The 18,326-nt window shown below is 41.3% G+C and carries 5 protein-coding genes; all 5 read right to left on the reverse strand.

What is annotated here, in order from left to right; translation table 11 throughout:
* Window positions 1–258 precede the first annotated feature (258 nt).
* The 5 genes from HXT43_RS04100 to HXT43_RS04120 all read right to left on the reverse strand — a co-directional run bounded on the left by HXT43_RS04100 (window position 259) and on the right by HXT43_RS04120 (window position 18,206).
* Window positions 259–5,958 carry a S8 family serine peptidase gene (locus tag HXT43_RS04100; protein ID WP_415707200.1) on the reverse strand — a complete coding sequence of 1,900 codons (5,700 nt, stop codon included), beginning with the start codon at window positions 5,956–5,958 and terminating at the stop codon, window positions 259–261.
* A gap of 752 nt (window positions 5,959–6,710) precedes the next feature.
* Entirely contained in the window at window positions 6,711–7,454 is a 744-nt protein-coding gene (locus tag HXT43_RS04105) for an Abi family protein (RefSeq protein ID WP_410294779.1), read from the reverse strand.
* A 455-nt stretch (window positions 7,455–7,909) separates the two neighbouring features.
* Window positions 7,910–14,026: a S8 family serine peptidase gene (locus HXT43_RS04110; protein ID WP_421780923.1), complete on the reverse strand. Its 6,117-nt coding sequence runs from the start codon at window positions 14,024–14,026 to the stop codon at window positions 7,910–7,912.
* 1,113 nt (window positions 14,027–15,139) lie between these two features.
* Window positions 15,140–16,315 (reverse strand): class C sortase, encoded by a 1,176-nt coding sequence (locus HXT43_RS04115; RefSeq protein WP_004119160.1) that lies wholly within the window; start codon window positions 16,313–16,315, stop codon window positions 15,140–15,142.
* A gap of 208 nt (window positions 16,316–16,523) precedes the next feature.
* Window positions 16,524–18,206, reverse strand: a complete 1,683-nt coding sequence (locus HXT43_RS04120; protein ID WP_421780925.1) for a SpaH/EbpB family LPXTG-anchored major pilin — start codon at window positions 18,204–18,206, stop codon at window positions 16,524–16,526.
* Window positions 18,207–18,326 lie beyond the last annotated feature (120 nt).

The following is an 18,326-nucleotide window of genomic DNA, read 5'->3' on the forward strand; positions in this document are numbered from 1 at the left end:
CAACTATACCCCCCCCCCAAGGCAGATTTCAACCACTATTTAAGATTTAAAAGATTTTGCGAAAAATATCTAAAATTACGTTATTTTAACCTTAAAATTTATGGAGCAATTAGAATATTCGCAATATATTACATACAACAAAATATGGGTTATTCAGGTTATTCCACAAAATATATTACATACAAAAAGAGCACTCCCACCTTACTAGAAGATGAAGAGTGCTCTTTGTTTATTTACTTTTTTACTTATTTTGTTTATTTACTTGCTTGCGTGCACATGATGGCGGCGAGTTTTAAACGTTACAGCACCGCTTGCAAGCAACACCATAAACGTCACAACCATACCAATCACACTGCTACCAGTCATCGCCAAATCAGAAGTCATCTTCTTGGCAGCAGACTTAGCGGCAGCCTGCTCCTTTTCAGCAGCCCTCTGCTTTGCAGCAGCGTTGCCATTCGCAGCACTTGCGTTGCCATTATTGGCAGCGGCATCGCCGGATGCGGCACCTGCGCTACCACTTCCGCTGGCGGCATTTCCGTCTGTACCAACGTAAGTAGTGCCAGTAAATGTGCCGAATCCAGAACCAGCACCTAATCCGTTACCAAATCCAGTACCAAGCCCGTTGCCGAATCCAGTACCAGAATGAAGCTCCGAATACTTCAGGTTAATCTCTGCAACTGTTTCATCGAACGCTGTAGCATTCTCAGGAACAACCCACACGTTAGCCCAAGCAAGCTGCTCACCTTTATCGTTAAGCAAAACAATCGTATGCTTACCGGAGTAGCCAGCTGGAATCACAACATTAAACTGAGGTTGACCATTCTTATCCAAAGTTACTTTCACATACTTAGATCCATCTGCGCCCTTCAATAACACAGGCGAAGAATACATGTAAGCATAAGCGTAAGCAACCTTGTTTTTCTTAAGTTCCTTGATGAACTCGCTCGTGGCAGAAGAGACCTTAGTCTTGTGAGACTTAGAGCCAGCATCACCCTTAGCAGGAGCATCCATGCCAGCGAAATACAACTTCACAGGATTGCTCTTACCAGCACGAACAACATCATTCATGTGTTCACCAGCAACAAGGCTTCCCTTAAGCGACTGATCTAGCTTTGCGGTAGATTCAGGAGCTTTAGGTGCTGGAGTTGAAGCGGAAGGAGGATTGACAGTTACAGAGGAGGAACCATGATCGTTCCCATGACCATCATTCGACTTCTTTTCAACGACGAATTCTGCGGAAGTATTCTTCGTTGCAACGTTACCCGCATAATCAACAGCTTCAACTGTGATTAAGTGCTTTCCGGCAGAAAGTGAATTGAAATCAACATCTACCTTCAGCGGATCCTTCAGATCTTTCAGATCGGCAAAAGTAGCATCGTAAGGATTATTCTTACTCAGCTTAATATCCGTTTCTTTAAGACCATTACTTGCATGATTTACTTCTTTACCATCAATCTTCACTCGCAATAACTTCAAATGATCATCTTTAGCTGTTACAGAAATCTTATGATTTGCTTCAACATGATCATTGTCCTTTATTCCAAGTGTCACAGAAGGAGCATCCTTATCAACAATAACAGGAGCACGACCATACAGTGCGCTAGACATCTGATCGATGGCTTGGATTAACACAAACTCTCCATTTTTAACTTCAACATCTCTATCGAAGCTCTGAGCATTAGTTTCTTTGCCTTTAGAATCAGTACTGAAGTTGTCTGAAGCAATAAGATTATTAATCTTAAGAGTATAACCAGCAAAATCATCACTAATAACACCCTTGAATTTCACAGTGTCATTATTAGTGAATATTCTGCCGCCATACAACTTTGGAGTACTAAACATTACTTCTGGAGCCTGTCTGTCGAAGTAGAAAGCAACTGGAGTGTCTAATACCACATCACTTCCCTCTTTGACAATCATCCTAAAGTCATTTATTCCAGGATGCATTGGCAGAGTTACCGTGAATGTAGAATCAGCATTTGCATTAGTGGACTTAGTGATTGTTGCAGCTATAGGATCAAAATCCTCATACCCCGAACCATCATCTTTAACTCGATTAGCTTTTGTAAATAGTATTTCTGTAGCTTTGTTACTTACTTTGCCGTTTGCGGTGAATGAATCGAGCGAAGTACCACTATTTCCAGGAACAATCCAGTTGTATGCTCCTAAGCTATTAGCATTACTCAGTGAAATATTATAAAGCTTTGGCTCTGTCTTTGTTGGCATAACGCGATTAGCGAAACCTACATTCTGAGTAGCTGTGTTAACTCCATCATTAGCAACCAAGGTAACTGAATATGTACTAGCAGATGGAATAACTTTTACAGTAAATGAGCCATCAGTAGCAACATTTACAGGCTCTTCCACTTGTTCACTCTGGACTTCACCATCAACAACCTCATCTTTACTATACTTGACAGTAAACGTAAGATTCTGCTTTGGATTAGTATCGTCCTTAACTTCACCTTTAACTTCTACTGCACCAGTTTGGTCAATTGTTACATTCCCATTACTATCTGCATTAGTTAGTTTAATTGTTGGTGCTTTTCCGTCGAAATTAGTTGCAAGAGTTTCAACTACTTCTTTATTATCAGAACCTTTTGCCTTAACTTTTATTGTATTAGCACCTTGTTTAATAGGGGCTGTAAAGCTAAATTCAGAATCATCTGTCTTAACAGCTAATTCTTTTTCTGCTTCAGTTCCTGATTGAACATAAGCTTTCACATCCTTGCAACCATCAGCAATACGTCCAGAGATTTCGATGCTATATTTATCAACACCGTTATCTTTTTTAGCAGTGACATCCTTAATGCCAATATTCTTAAGATTAACCTCATTATTTATGAGAATCTTTTTATTAGCAAATCCCTTAAACACTTTGGAAGTATTGGTTTCATTGAAACCGCCATCATGCAAACTGACATTGACGTAATAAGCATCCTTACCTACATTAACTTTGCAAGTGCGAGTATAGCCATTTGCGTCATGAGTTTCGCTGCAGTCCTTCTCATCAACCTTGACATAATCACTGTTACCATTAACTTTTACACCTGGATCACTCAACGTTTCACTTAACTCATCATGAGCTGTAATGGTGATTTTACCATCATTATCAGGTTCGCTAATTGTAACGGTTGGAGCTTTAGTATCAAGGTTAAAATGCATATCAGTCGTCTGGCACATATCCTTAGTCAAGCAAGCTTTTACTCGATAAATATATTTGCCATCAGGAAGTTTCTTATTAAAATGCGCAATATCAGTAGATGTCTTATCATAAATAGTTCCATCAAAATCAATAGAACTATTTAATGCTCTTGGATCACGTAATAATTCTGAGAAATTAGAACGAGAAACGTCATGTTCCTCTCCTACTTCTGCAACAGTCTTACCAGAATTATCCAAAACAGAATACTGTATTAAACTTGCATTACGGAATAATGCTAATGATGGTCGTATCTTATCGAATAACTCATCACCATTTGGAGAAAATTCTAAATGACCAGGAGCTTCATCATTAACTTGCACATCACCAAAATAACTTTCGGCAATCAGCGAAGTAGTCATATTAATTGCATTTTGAAGATACTCTTCACCAGGCTTTACAAGAATTGGTTCCTTATCCCAATTTCCAACAAAGCCAAGATATGGAACAGCCAAATCTGGTTCCCCAGAAGTCTTTGAAGTAAAACGCGCCCAACCTTCAACATAATGGTCGCGAGTCGCGTCTGGAGTTAATGTAAACTCTACTTCCTTTTCTGACTTAGGATCTACTGTAACTGTATTAGTCGAAGAAGCTAATGTTTCTGAGCTAATAGAGGTAGTAGTTTCTGCATTAGCATTATTAGATTCATTAACAACATTTTGTTTAGGAACTTCATAAGTTACAGCCTTATCTCCATAATTATGCAGTTTAACAGTGAACTTACGATCTCCATTAACCTGGCGTAGAGCCACGTACGAATTGCCATTGACTGTTGCAATCACGTTAGTAGCAACAGCTTTATCAACCTGAGCTAAGCCAGCGCCGATTTGACGGGGAGCAAATGGTACATTGCTGGAATTATTGAGAATCTCAGCCGTATTCATCAAGGCTTGTTCAACACGAGTAGCACGATCTTTTGGAGAAAGCTTAGGGAAACGCTTCATATAGCTTTCCATCACCAAAGCTGAAAGACCGGAAACGTTTGGAGCAGCCATAGAAGTACCAGACATATTAGTGTACTTGTTGTTGTTCTGAGTAGACCACACGTTACCGCCGATGCCAGCAATATGAGGCTTAAAATCAAGTTCTGGCGTTGGACCCCAAGAAGTAAAGCTAGAAGGATGCAACTTATCAGGATTTGCAATGCCCATTGTCTTATCAGAGAAGGAAACCTTAACTGTACCACTTGCATTAGCTTTGAGTGCATCAACAATCTTTAAAGCATCTTCACGACGAATTGATGCTCCAAAGCATGTGAACTTATCAACTCCAGCCATGCCGAGGAACTGTGCCGAATCGCCAGCTTTGTTATAAACGATTACACCATCAGCACCCTTATCAATAGCATTCTGGAATTTTTCACTAAATGCTATTGCGCCACGTTCAACTAAAGCGTACTTTCCGTGAAGATTCAAATCCTTAACTTCATCTTTTTTGCCAAGACCGATATTCACAATCTCATGTTCTTTACCATCAGCTTTTCCTGAGGCTATAGAGTAAGGAATCTCAGTTGTCTTATTAGCTTTATCCGTATATGAACCAGCGGTTTGAATAATATAAGAATTTTCTACAGAAGCAACGCTGAAAGCAGAAGGATAAGAAGATGGCGAGCCGAGAGTTGCATCATCCCACTTTCCTAATGCATCATTAGTTCCTCCAGATGTAGAGAAGCTTAAACCGGAGTTTCCTGCAGAAATAACTGGAAGCACACCAGCTTCGCGAGCCTTCTTTAAAGCGAGAGATGTAGCGTTAGAAGCTCCACCAAAACCGTTATCTGAGCCGAGAGACATGTTAATAACGTCTGCATGAAGCTTTACAGAATCCTCAATTGCAGCAACTATATCAGCATCACGAGCTCCGTGCGCTCCCGGCTTATTTGAAAATACTTTCATTGCAAGTAGCTGAGCATTTGGAGCAATGCCGTTAATATGACCGTTTTTATCAGCTGGCTTATTCTCATCATCACCATTAGCTGCCACAATACCAGCTACGTGCATGCCATGCTGCTCTGCACCACTATCTGTAATAGTGTAATTTTCATCAGCATAGTTGAATCCAGCAGGAACTTTATTAGTGAACTTTACACCATTAGACGGGAATGTCTTCTGAATCTTACGAGCTTTTTCAGCTTTGAAATCAAGCTTCATATCATGGTGACTTGGATCAATACCAGTGTCGATGATAGCCACAAGCATCCCAGTTCCATCAAGTCCACGCTTCTTAAATTCTTCGTTTACACCCTGCAAGCCGCGAGCATAATTTTCAAGAGGGTAATACAAACGTTCTTTTGCAACAGAAGCTACTTCATGTTCATGACGTAAAGCCGCAACTTTGTTAGCTGGTAATGTTGCTTCAAAACCATTCATCAGGTAACCAAATTGGCGACGTACTGTCATGCCATATTTTGAAGACCATTTTCCAATAAGACGATTCTGGTCAGCTTTATTACTGCTTTCAGATTCTTTCGAAGGAAGTTTTGGCTGTTTCTTTAAAGTAACAATAACAGTAACAGGCTTATTAGAAGTACCAGTCCTATTAAATGGATTATTAACTATTCTGCTAACAATCTTAGGATCAAGATATTTAGTAGTTTTATTCTTCTTATTCTTATTCTTTTGATTTACAACTTGTGCGAGATTATTGTTCTCAGCACTATTGTCTTTAGCATTTGCTGTACCAAGCGGTACCATAAGCGTCGCCGCAGCCACGCCTAATGCTGCTAAACGAGTCAGATATGACGTTCGTTTGAACTTCATAAACATACTCTCCTTCAAAATGGTGGTTGTTATCCCGGAAAAATTTCGGTTCTAGCTATAACAAACTCATGCCAGCTGCCAAAACATTTCATACTGACTGCCAAAATCTTTCATACGGGTGTAAACATTTTTGTTACGCTGGTTTGAATCATTTCCGCTAAATATCGCATAAGAGGCATACCCCCCCCCCCATGCAAACAGCAAGTAATGGTGCATTTTTGCAAGTGCAACAAAATATTTTTCATATACTCTAGCACTTGTTTAAAGAGAAAAAATTTTTTTAACTTGTTAATTTAGCAAATAAAATTTGAAAAAATTATATTTAGGATAGGAAAATGGCTAAATTACGCCATTTTCTCGCAAACACCTTTCCGCAAGTAACATGTAAAAAATCTGTAGTTAACATATAATTTACAGAATTTTTCAACAACCTTGCATTTTGACAATGTTTTTTAAAAAAATATTGCTGATTTACCAACTAATGTTGGTGCGTTGTGCAATATAAACCGTAAATTTTTCAGCCAACCAACGATAGGCACAAATGACCTAAATTTTACGCTCGCGCGAGTGTTATCTCACGTTTGGAGGGTTGGCGCTACTTTTGCTCTCCAAACGCAGGCGCGACGACATGCTTGAGCGCAGCATTGCGCGCGCTCAGGCAGGTAGTTCGCGCAACTTACGCATTTGCTTTCATACCGTTTACTTCATCAACACCAATCATCAGTATTAATCATCAACACCAATCATCAGTATTAATCATCAACACCAATCATCAGTTCCAAATATTTATTAGCAGCTTTACGTATTTTTGAGGGATCAATCCATCCAGTTGTAAACGACTTATTAACCGCATGAAGTAGCGTAAACAGTGCGTTCGTAAGATTCCTCTTTCCCCTAGCTATGTTATATAAATTATCAAAATGAGCTGCTTTATTCCTAATCTCTTTAATATAAATAAGATTTTTTGCTATTATTCTTCTATCCTCATCGTACTCTTTATTCATTTTTGAACAGTTCACAAATGGAAACGCATTGCCTACAGCGTCTTTCCAAAGTTTTTGTTGAATGCGATTGCTATTTTTTGTTTCTGAAGATCCAACAAGCTTTACCCATGTTCCCCACATGAGCTTAGATAAAATGTCATCATGATTTACGCTTCTACCATCATGCGAGTGAACTGCGATTTCTCTCGCTTGCTTGACTTGATTTTCAATCAAATCTTTAACCAAATCTGGCGTATACAGAGGATTGGTCCATTCCTCATTTTGCTTTTCTTTCAACGCAAGTTTACGAAGTTCTAAATCAATTGAATTACGCACGCATATTTCTACGTATCCAATCTGCTCATGCAATATTCCTGCTAATTCATGATTCGATTTGCATATAAGCATAGCTGTACCTAAATCATTATTTGCATCGCGCATATAACGATTAAATCTAGCCACGCCACAAAATTGTTGCGCTTCTTGCAAAGTAAAAAATGTATTAGCAGACATGAAAATATTGTACATTATTGCACATTTAGTTTGACATTCGCCACGAAATATAACATGGCAAACGCAAATTCTAAGGGGATGTGGTAGACTCTAATTTACCTGTGTAGGTTGCTCCTACACGTGATTTCATTGAGCTCTTGTTTGTTTAGAACAAGAGCTCAGTTGTTTTTGGATGGTGGATTTACTAAACGTAGGTTTGTGTGGTACTCCAAAAGCGAGGAAAGTTTCTCACATTTGGAGGGTTTTAGGTTGTGTTTTGCTCCAAACACGGGGAACTTGTCTCGCATTTGGAGAGCGAACGAGTATCCACGTGAATGAATGATGAAGCAAATTAATATGTAAAACAAACTATGGATTATTCTCCAAAATATATTACATACAAAAAGAGCACTCCCACCTTACTAGAAGATGAAGAGTGCTCTTTGTTTATTTACTTTTTTACTTATTTTGTTTATTTACTTGCTTGCGTGCGCATGATGGCGGCGAGTTTTAAACGTTACAGCACCGCTTGCAAGCAACACCATAAACGTCACAACCATGCCAATCACACTGCTACCAGTCATCGCCAAATCAGAAGTCATCTTCTTGGCGGCAGACTTAGCGGCAGCCTTCTGCTTTGCAGCAGCGTTAGCATTCGCAGCACTTGCGTTGCCATTGGCAGAACTTGCGTTGCCATTGGCAGCGGCATCGCCGGATGCAGCGGATGCGCCTGCATTAGTAGAATCCGCATCATCCTTTGAGGACGACTCCGAATTATTACTGGAATTACCTCCAGTAGTAAAGGACTTTCCACCATGATTACCACCGTGGTTAGAGCTGTGGCTACCGCCATGATTAGAGCTGTGGCTACCGCCATGATTACCACCGCGGCTATCATTGTTGGTATCACCGCTTGCACTACCGCTAGTGCTGCCACCGTTGTTGCCACTATCCTTACCGTGACCTGAGCTTCCACCTTCGCTATTACCAGTATTACCAGTATTACCAGCGTTACCAGTATTACCGCTACCACTCTGGTTCTGATTATTCTGATTATTCTTATTATCAGAATCAGTTTGGCTGCCACTATCAGAAGAAGCAGAGGAAGATACAGACACCTCTCCAGAAGCAATCTGGTTACCATTTGCATCCATAAGTAAGATTGTGTGCTTACCTGAATATCCGCTAGGAATCAAAACCTTGAAATAGTACTTACCGTTCTCATCAGTACGCACTGTCACATATTCATGACCATCTTCACCCTTAAGATCCTTAGGATCAGAGTAAATGAACGCATACATGCGAGCATTGGCTTCAGCATTCTTCAAAGCTGCAGGCTTTCCAGAAATATAAATCTTTACTTCCTTTCCAGCTGTAACATTCTTGGTTTCTAATCCAGCAAGAGACTTTAGAATCTTTTCTGTAGAAGCAGGAGGAATTGGGGCAGAATCAGTTTGGGTTGATTCATTCTTGGTTCCTGGATTCTTTGGCTTAGCCGGATCCTCGCCAGGCTTCTTCGGATCCTCACCAGGCTTCTTTGGATCTTGACCAGGCTTAGACGGATCCTCGCCAGGCTTCACACCATGCTTCACTTTGAATGTATATGCAGTAGCTCCCTTTGCATTATCACTTGTGGCACTTGCTGTATTACCGGCAAAATCGGTCGCCTCAATGGTGATAGTGTGAGAACCATCAGTCAACTTATTAGTAGGAATCTTCAACGTTAATGTTGTAGAACCTGGCTTATCTGGAGTTGGATTATCGTTAACCTTAGAAACATCCACTAATGTGTTCTCTACTGCTGTAGTTGGAAGATAATTTTCTGTATACGCTACTGGACGACCATCAACCATAACGCGCAAAGACTTCAAATTATCATCTGTTGCTTTAACAGTAATTTCGTGACCATCATCGATTTCTTCACCTTCAACCAAACCTGCTTCAACAGTAGGATCCGTTTCGTCAAGAACAACTGGAATCACACCAAGTAAATGAGATTCAACCTGATCACTTAAGTGCAGCAGCAACTTATCACCATTGTCTACTGGAATGTCAGTTGAGAATTGGCGACGAGTTGTTTCTTTACCATTCGTATCCAAAGTGTAGAAATCACCAACGGAATCGTTGTTAATTCGCAAAGTTTGACCGAAAGCATCATCCGACACATTGCCGCTGAAAGTCACGGTGTCACGATTTGTGAACAACGTGTGACCATACAGCTTTGGAGTATCGAAATGTGCTGTTGGAGGCGTAATGTCGAAGTAGAATGCTGCAGGAGTATCGATTACATTCGTTTCATCGTCTTCATCAGCATCTTCGTCAGTTGGCTTAGTGTTCACCTGCAAGCGGAAATCATTTATACCCGGATGCATTGGAAGCTTCACACTAAACTTTCCGTCCTTAATTTCAGCACGCAATGGGTTTGGAGTTACAAGATTTTTAGTTGTAGCATCAAAACGCGAAGCTGGAGTAAACACCACGCTAGTCACCTTGGAACTCACATCACCTTGAGCAACAAAGTAATCAGAGCCAATAACGTCTGGACCATAATTCTTCTTATGAATTAACCACGCATAAGAACCCATAGAGCCAGCATTAGTAAGCACGAAATCTTTTGTTGCAGCTGCAGGTTTAGGCGTAGGAGTTGAACGACCAGCGAGAGCCAAACCTATAGTTGTAGTGTTTTCAGCAGAATCAGTAGCTACAAGAGTTACCATAACAGCTTTAGCGGCAGGAGTAATAACTGTTTTGAAACTACCGTCTTTGCCAACAGTTACTACTTCTTCAGTTTCTTTACTAGCTACAGCTGTATCTGCTTTCTTTACATTGGCATTAATATTCGCTGTTGAAGTTGTATTAGCTCCAGAAACAGCTTTAGTAGCAGAACCAGAAGCATGATTGTTTACAGAACCAGCAACTGCATTAGCTGGAGTAGTGTTGTCAGCAGCCTTCTGATAAGTAAGCTTTAGCTTTACAGTATCTCCAGGAGTATCAGTTACTTTACCAGCAACAGTTACTTTACCATCTGAACTTACAGGCAAATTACCCTTATCATCTAAACCATTAACAGTAATCTTAGGTGTTTGCGCGTTGAACGTTAGCTTAAGTTCCTTATTGCCAATATGATTACCTTTACTATCAAAAGCTTTAAGCATTACAGTATTTTCGCCATTTTTCAGTGGCACAAACGCATAGAAAGTATTCTCACCCTTGCGCTTTTTAGCTAATTTGACTTCCTGATTTTTACCGTCTTTAGGAGTCACATAAGCTTTTATAGAAGCAACATCTTTAGTGAGATATCCCTCAAGATAGAACTTACCATTAATATCTGGGTTAGTCTTACTTTCTTCTAACTGATTTGCTTTAATTTGGTGAGAAGTAAGTTTTTGTTCATTTGGAATAATAAACTTCTTGTTCTTCTCAGGTTTTCCTGAACCATTCGGGACATATGTGTCGAATACCTTCTTAACCTCAGTTGGATTCATAGCATTGTCTCGAACAAGCACATCTATGTATTGAGCTTCATTACCAATGTGAATAGACTTGCACACTCGCGTACGAGTTGCTTCATTCAACGGGCATTGAGTGTCTTCATCACCATAGTTCAAAGCATCCTTTACACCAGGAAGATGAATAGTTGGCACGCCAGGATCAGGACTCAATTCATCACTAATAACAATCTTCACATTGCCTTTATCATCACGATCAGATACTGTGACCTTAGGTCCATGATTATCGATTGCTACCTTCATATCATAAGTTTGCCAATCAAACTTATCTCCTAAGCGAGCTTGAATACGATACGTGTACCATCCATCAGGAAGAATGTCAAACCTACTTGTTTTTGGATTCCACACAGACCCGTCGAAATTTCCAGCTAAACCATCTGTTGTTCCAGCATTAGCAATAGTAGAACGATGCACATTGTGTTCCGTTCCAAGAACAATCTTAGTTTTATTATGAGAATCCAATACAGAATACTTTATGTCAGATGCACCGCGGAATATAGCCATAGATGGAACAACATAATCCATCCAGCCATCTTGATTTGCAGGTGAAAATTCGCCAAGTACATAAGGTTTAGTTTCATTATTAACCGGAAGTTTACCCATAAAACCAGCTACCGAAAGCAACGATGTCGTAAGATCACTATGTTTTGCACTATAGCTTTCTCCCGGTTTTACCATTATAGGTTCAGCATTCCAATCTCCAACAAAACCAAGGTATGGCACAGAAACATCTGGTTGAGAATCAGTGAGCGATTCAAATCGCACCCAACCTTCAATATAATGATTGCCTTTAGAACTATTTGGACTTAACGTAAACTTAACATCAGCGGTTTTCCCAGGCTTTACTGTAACTGTACGCGTTTTTGATTGCAACGTTTCAGTATCACTAATAGAGGTTACTGTATCTTTATTTGCCTCATTAGACTCATTTACAACTTCCTGATCTGGGACAGCAAATTTTACTGGCTTCTTACCATAATTATGTAAAGTAACCGTAAACTCGCGATTAGAATTCACGTTTTTAAGAGCCACATACGAATTGCCGTTTACTGTTGCAATCACGTCAGTAGCAACAGCTTTATCTACCTGAGCTAAGCCAGCACCGATTTGACGAGGAGCATAAGGAATTTTCTTACTATTTGCAGAATCTTTATGTCCAATAATACTTGCTGTATTCATTAATGCTTGGCTTACACGGGTAGCCATTTCAGACTTGTTAAGCTCAGGGAAACGATTCTTATAGCTTTCCATCACCAACGCTGAAAGACCGGAAACGTTTGGAGCAGCCATGGAAGTACCAGACATGCTGGTGTACTTATTTCCATTCTGCGTGGACCAAACATTACCACCGATACCAGCAATCTGAGGTTTAAAATCAAATTCTGGAGTTGGACCCCAAGAAGTAAAGCTAGAAGGCTTCCCATCATCCGGATTGGCGATAGTAACGAATTGTTCAGTGAAAGCTATCTTTACTTTCTCACCTTTATCTAATGCTGCTTTAATTTCCAATGCATAAGAACGAGGAATAGATGCACCAAAGCAATTTTTGATTTTCTCCAATCCGCCCATTCCTATGAATAAGGATGAATCTTTGTCGTGATTGTAAACAATCACACCTTTAGCACCTTTAGAAATCGCATTATTAAACTTTTCAGTAAAACTGATTCCACCACGTTCTACAAGAGCATATTTACCGGTAAGATCAAGATCTTTAACATCAGCTTTAGTAGCTTTTTTAGCATCCACAAGTTCATGCTGAGATAGTGCATCTGTTAAAGAACCAATAGAATAGCTGTACGGCAAAGTATGTGACTTGCCATCTTTTCCAACCCAATTTGCAGACTGCTGAGTAATGTTGGAATTTTCTACAGAAGCAACGCTGAAAGCAGAAGGATAAGAAGATGGCGAGCCGAGAGTTGCATCATCCCACTTGCCTAAACTATCATCTATGCCACCGCTTTCAGAGAAGTTCAAGCCGGAGTTTCCTGCAGAAATAACTGGAAGCACACCAGCTTCGCGAGCCTTCTTTAACGCGACACTAGTAGCACTTGACGTTCCACCGAAACCGTTATCTGAGCCAAGAGACATGTTAATAACGTCTGCGCCAAGCTTTACAGAATCTTCGATTGCAGCAACAATATCAACATCACGAGCACCATGCGAACCTGGCACATTTGAGAAGACTTTCATAGCGAGCAGCTGAGCGTTTGGAGCTATGCCATCAACACGATGATTTTCAGATGCTGGAGCACCATTTTCATCGCCGTTAGCAGCCACAATACCGGCAACGTGCATACCGTGCTGTTCACCATTAGCGTCTGTGAAATTAGTATTTTCATCAGCGTAATTGAAACCTGCAGGAACTTTATCTGTTGTATTTCCTTTACCAGTTGGCTTCAAGCGAATATTCTTTTTTGCTGAAGCGTCAAGCTTCATATCTTGATGATTTGGATCGATGCCCGTATCGATAATAGAAACAAGCATTCCGGTTCCATCGAGGTGATGCTTTTTAAACACCGTCTGCACGCCTTGTAAATCGCGAGCATAATTTTCCATTGGATGATATAAACGTTCTTTTGCGACAGAAACTACACCTGGCTCACGTTTCAAATCTTGAACGTGTTTTTCAGGGAGAGTAGCTTCAAAAGCACTCATTAAATAACCAACCTGGCGACGAACCGTCATATTGTACTTTGACTTTACGCGGTTAATTAAAACATTCTGCTCATGAATGTTGGCTTTTTCGTCAGCATCCGTGAGTTGCGAACGATAATTTTTCAACGTAACAACAACAGTTACTTGAGCATTTGAATTTTTATTAAATTGATCTTTTTTACTGTAATTCTCAAAAGCTTTAGCAAGAGTTGGATTAACATGGCGTAAATCTTCTATAGACTTAATCTCACTATTAGCTTTTAAAGATGAATCAAGCATCTTAGAGACAAGTGCATTGCCATCTTTTTTAGTTTCATTATCATTTTTTGCAAATGCCGCAGGAACTTGCCCAAGCGGTACCATAAGCGTCGCCGCAGCCACGCCTAATGCTGCTAAACGAGTCAGATATGACGTTCGTTTGAACTTCATAAACATACTCTCCTTCAAAATGGTGGTTGTTATCCCGGAAAAATTTCGGTTCTAGCTATAACAAACTCATGCCAGCTGCCAAAACATTTCATACTGACTGCCAAAATCTTTCATACGGGTGTAAATATTTTTGTTACGCTGGTTTGAATCATTTCCGCTAAATATCGCATAAGAGGCATACCCCCCCCCCCATGCAAACAGCAAATAATGATGCATTTTTGCAAGTGCAACAAAATATTTTTCATATACTCTAGCACTTGTTTAAAGAGAAAAAATTTTTTTAACTTGTTAATTTAGCAAATAAAATTTGAAAAAATTATATTTAGGATAGGAAAATGGCTAAATTACGCCATTTTCTCGCAAACACCTTTCCGCAAGTAACATGTAAAAAATCTGTAGTTAACATATAATTTACAGAATTTTTCAACAACCTTGCATTTTGACAATGTTTTTTAAAAAAATATTGCTGATTTACCAACTAATGTTGGCGCGTTGTGCAATATAAACCGTAAATTTTTCAGCCAACCGACGATATGCGCAAATGACCTAAATTTTACGCTCGCGCAGTAACGCGCTCGCCTACAAAACTCGCGCGAGTGTTATCTCACGTTTGGAGTGTTATCTGCTGCGAATCACTCCATTTGCGGGGAACTTATCTCACATTTGGAGGGTTTGCGCTACTTTTGCTCTCCAAACGCAGGCGCGACGACCTGCTTGAGCGCAGCACAGCGCGCGCGTAAAGTTTCTGCCGGAATCTAGTTGGGAAGCAGCATAAACTGCGCGCGGTTGTAAAGTTTCTGCCGTTTTTTCGCTCGTAGCCGACTTTTTCTTTACACGCGCGTAAAGTTTCTGCCGGAATCTAGTTGGGAAGCAGCATAAACTGCGCGCGGTTGTAAAGTTTCTGCCGTTTTTTCGCTCGTAGCCGACTTTTTCTTTACACGCGCGTAAAGTTTCTGCCGGAATCTAGTTGGGAAGCAGCATAAACTGCGCGCGGTTGTAAAGTTTCTGCCGTTTTTTGTTACTGGTACAGATTAGTGACTGCGTTAGTAACGACCTGCTTTAGCGCTGCGATTTAGCGCGCGCAGTCACAACGCTCACCGCACAGTCGTCGCGTTACTCGCGACGCAACTTACGCAGCATTTTGCGCGAAAGAATCAGCAAATGCTTGCCGCGAATGTCGAGCTGTCGCCCTCGCTTAGACGTTGCAGCGGCAATCATCATGGACAAAATAATCAATGAGAACGCCATTGCAACCACGAATAGCGTCATCCAAAGCGGCCATTGCACGTGGTCATCCGGCGGCTTCACAGGGTCCGGCAGCACACGATACCCCGTCACCAAAAGCCTATGCGAGTTCACACCATACGGGGTACACGTTAGCAGAGTCGCCAAGTCGCGCCCCTTTTCGCGCTGCAACAAACTAATATCGTGTGGCTCAACAACGCTGATGCGGAACACTTTGTATCGTAAAGTTTCGCCTTGCACGTCGAGGTAGAAGTAGTCGCCCTTCTTTAAATTCACCAAATCGTCAAACATGGTGGCGTCAGCAAGACCCGTGTGCGCGGTAATAACTGTGTGGCGGTTCTTGCCACCAACCGGCAAATCCGTGCCATACAAATGACCAGCGCCGTGCGCCAAAACTTCCTGCGAACTACCGTGATAAATAGGAAGTTTTACACCAATTTTCGGAATTTTTACGATGCCGATAATGCCCATAGGCTCCTCAAGGGCCTTAAGATAACGCTTGTATTCAGGCGTGTTAGTTACGTCTTTTTGCCCATCCGGACCATACGGATCCGCGGCAAGCTTGCTTTTGCGAGTTTTATTGTAAAGCTTCGCTGCGCGAATGTGAGCGCGGCGCACATCACCAGCCTGATCGTGGTTATACTTGTCGTACGCGTTAGAAATTTCCTTCGACACGCGATTGTTCCAAAGCGTTGAAACAACAGGGTAACTGAAGCACAAAATACCTGCCAACACGAATGCGATTGGCTCGACGATGCGGCGGAGCTTGGATTTTTGATTGGTTTTTTGCTGCGATTTTTGCGCGATTGTGGTAGGTTGCGCACTTGCGGAAGGTTGCTCGGAAGAGTTCTGATCTGCAGGATTAATTTCGGATGTAACAGTTTCGGATGTAACAGTTTCGGATGTAACAGTTTCGGAAGTAGCAGTTTCAGCAGCGCTAGTTTCAGAAGCGCGATTCTTGAAAAGCTTGCTTACGATGGGTGCATTAAGGGCGATTTTGTTGAGGAAAGCATATACTTTAGCAACAGCGTCGTTTAATTTCATGCTTCCTCGTTTCGTGGGTTTTTCGTTGGATTTAGATTTGATTTACGATTTATTTATTTTGCGCTCGCTAGTTAGTTCAATTAAAGCGCACAAATATAGAGCCGGGAGCAACAAGTCGCACCCAGCTCCAATATTTATGCCATGCAAACAGATATTTACATTCATGCAGCAGTGACTGCTGATTTTTCTCAGCAGTCACCAACTACAATCAGGCAGCCTGCTGCTCTTCATCCTTCTTGCGGTTGCGCAAGAAGATGAACATGCCAACAGCAACCAAGCACATGCCAGCAAGAGCGAAGATAATCACGCCTGCAGCACCGGTCTTTGGAAGGTTGAACCAGAAGCCACCGTCCTTAGTTGGGACGTTAGCAATGTCAACACTCTGAGCATTAGCAGTCTTAGCAGCAGATTGCAAAGTTACTTCATAAACCTTGGTGGAACGAGCATACTTGTCAGGAGCAGCAGTCTCAACAATGTAGAACTTCTGACCAACCTTAGCGACGTAGTCCTCAGTTACACCGTTAGCGTTAGTAGTCTTCTCATCAAAACCTTTAAGAGCAGCTGAGCAGTTAGTTTCAGTAGGATCATCAGCGCACTTCTGTGCTGCTGCAAGAGCCTTGGCATCATTCGTGGCATCAGAAGCAACTCCGGTAGCTCCAGCAAACACCTTGAACTTAGCACCTTGAAGCTTGGCATCAGCAGCAGTCTTATCTTTCGTTCCGTCATACTTGAAGATGTGGAACTTACGGAACTCAGTATCGGTATGAGTATCAGGCACGATTGGATTATGGTTTTCGCCATCCTTACCGCCAGGAATGAAGCCATACTTGTTCATAAGCTTGTTATCACTACCAGTAGGAACATTTGCAGAAATCTTGAACTTAAAGGTTACATGAACCTTTGGTTGGTTATTATCAGTAACCGCATTCAACTTTTCAACAATCTTTGTAAGACCAGCATCCTTAAACACAACAGAAATACGAGTACGATTGGCATCAATAGGACTCGTTACTTTCTTTACTTCAAAATCAGTGTCTTTTGTTAACGCATCAGCCACGCCATCAACCTTAACTTCAGTAACAGCACTTTCATTAGCATTGTCATATGCCGCAGTCAACGCGTCATCGAAGATTGCATAACCCTTAAGATCATCAACAGTAAGATCCGTAGCCTTACCATCTTTAAGGTTGGTTGCCTTAGTCTTGTTTGGCGTAGCATCAATCGTGTATGGCAAAACATCACCAACACCAACCATATCCTTGGTATCAGCTGTCTTGTTAATAGCGTTCTTCACGTTGTGGTTCTTAGGAGTTACTTCAACATCGTAAGTGTACGTGTTATTAGTAGCGCTCTTCTCGCGAGTAATCTCTGGAACCGTCATGAAGAATGGAACAACATCAGACGTATAGCCAGTAGGTGGAGTCGTTTCCTTTACCAAGTACAAGCCCAAGTCAAGGTCATTAAATTTAGCATTACCATCTTGACCAGTAGCCTGGTTCTTTGCGGTATCTAATGTAAGCAGATCTTCCTTAAGAGGACTTGCATTAAGCTGCTTAACTTTCTTAGCAAGCTCAGTCCAACCATCCACAGACTTTAAATCTACACTAAGAGGCTTGGTATCCTGTGCACTAGTCTTAATAGCAGTAACCTTCTGAATGGTGAACTTAGCACCTTTAATACCTTTTTTAGTAGTATCATCCTGCTTGTGAATGGTGATAGTACCCTTCAGCTTCTGGCCATCCGCAGACCAAGGTGCTGGCTTAGCAGCTGTTTGGTCAGCACCCGTAGCAAATGCCACGTTGTTTGCCACCACGGCGCCGGCGACGCACAGCGTGCCAGTCATTGCGAGCGAGGCGAATGCCGCCACGCATTGTTTAGTGAATTTATTCACTTTCTTCTCCTTTGTTCAGTGCCCTTGTGGGCAGGTTTTGAGGAAAATACGTTTATTGTTTTATTTTGTGTTGCGGTTTGCGAGTGTGACCACATTCAGAGGTTCCCACATGCAGAGGTT

Source organism: Gardnerella sp. DNF01195 (assembly GCF_049244175.1).
In the GTDB taxonomy this organism is placed as follows: Bacteria; Actinomycetota; Actinomycetes; order Actinomycetales; family Bifidobacteriaceae; genus Bifidobacterium; species Bifidobacterium leopoldii.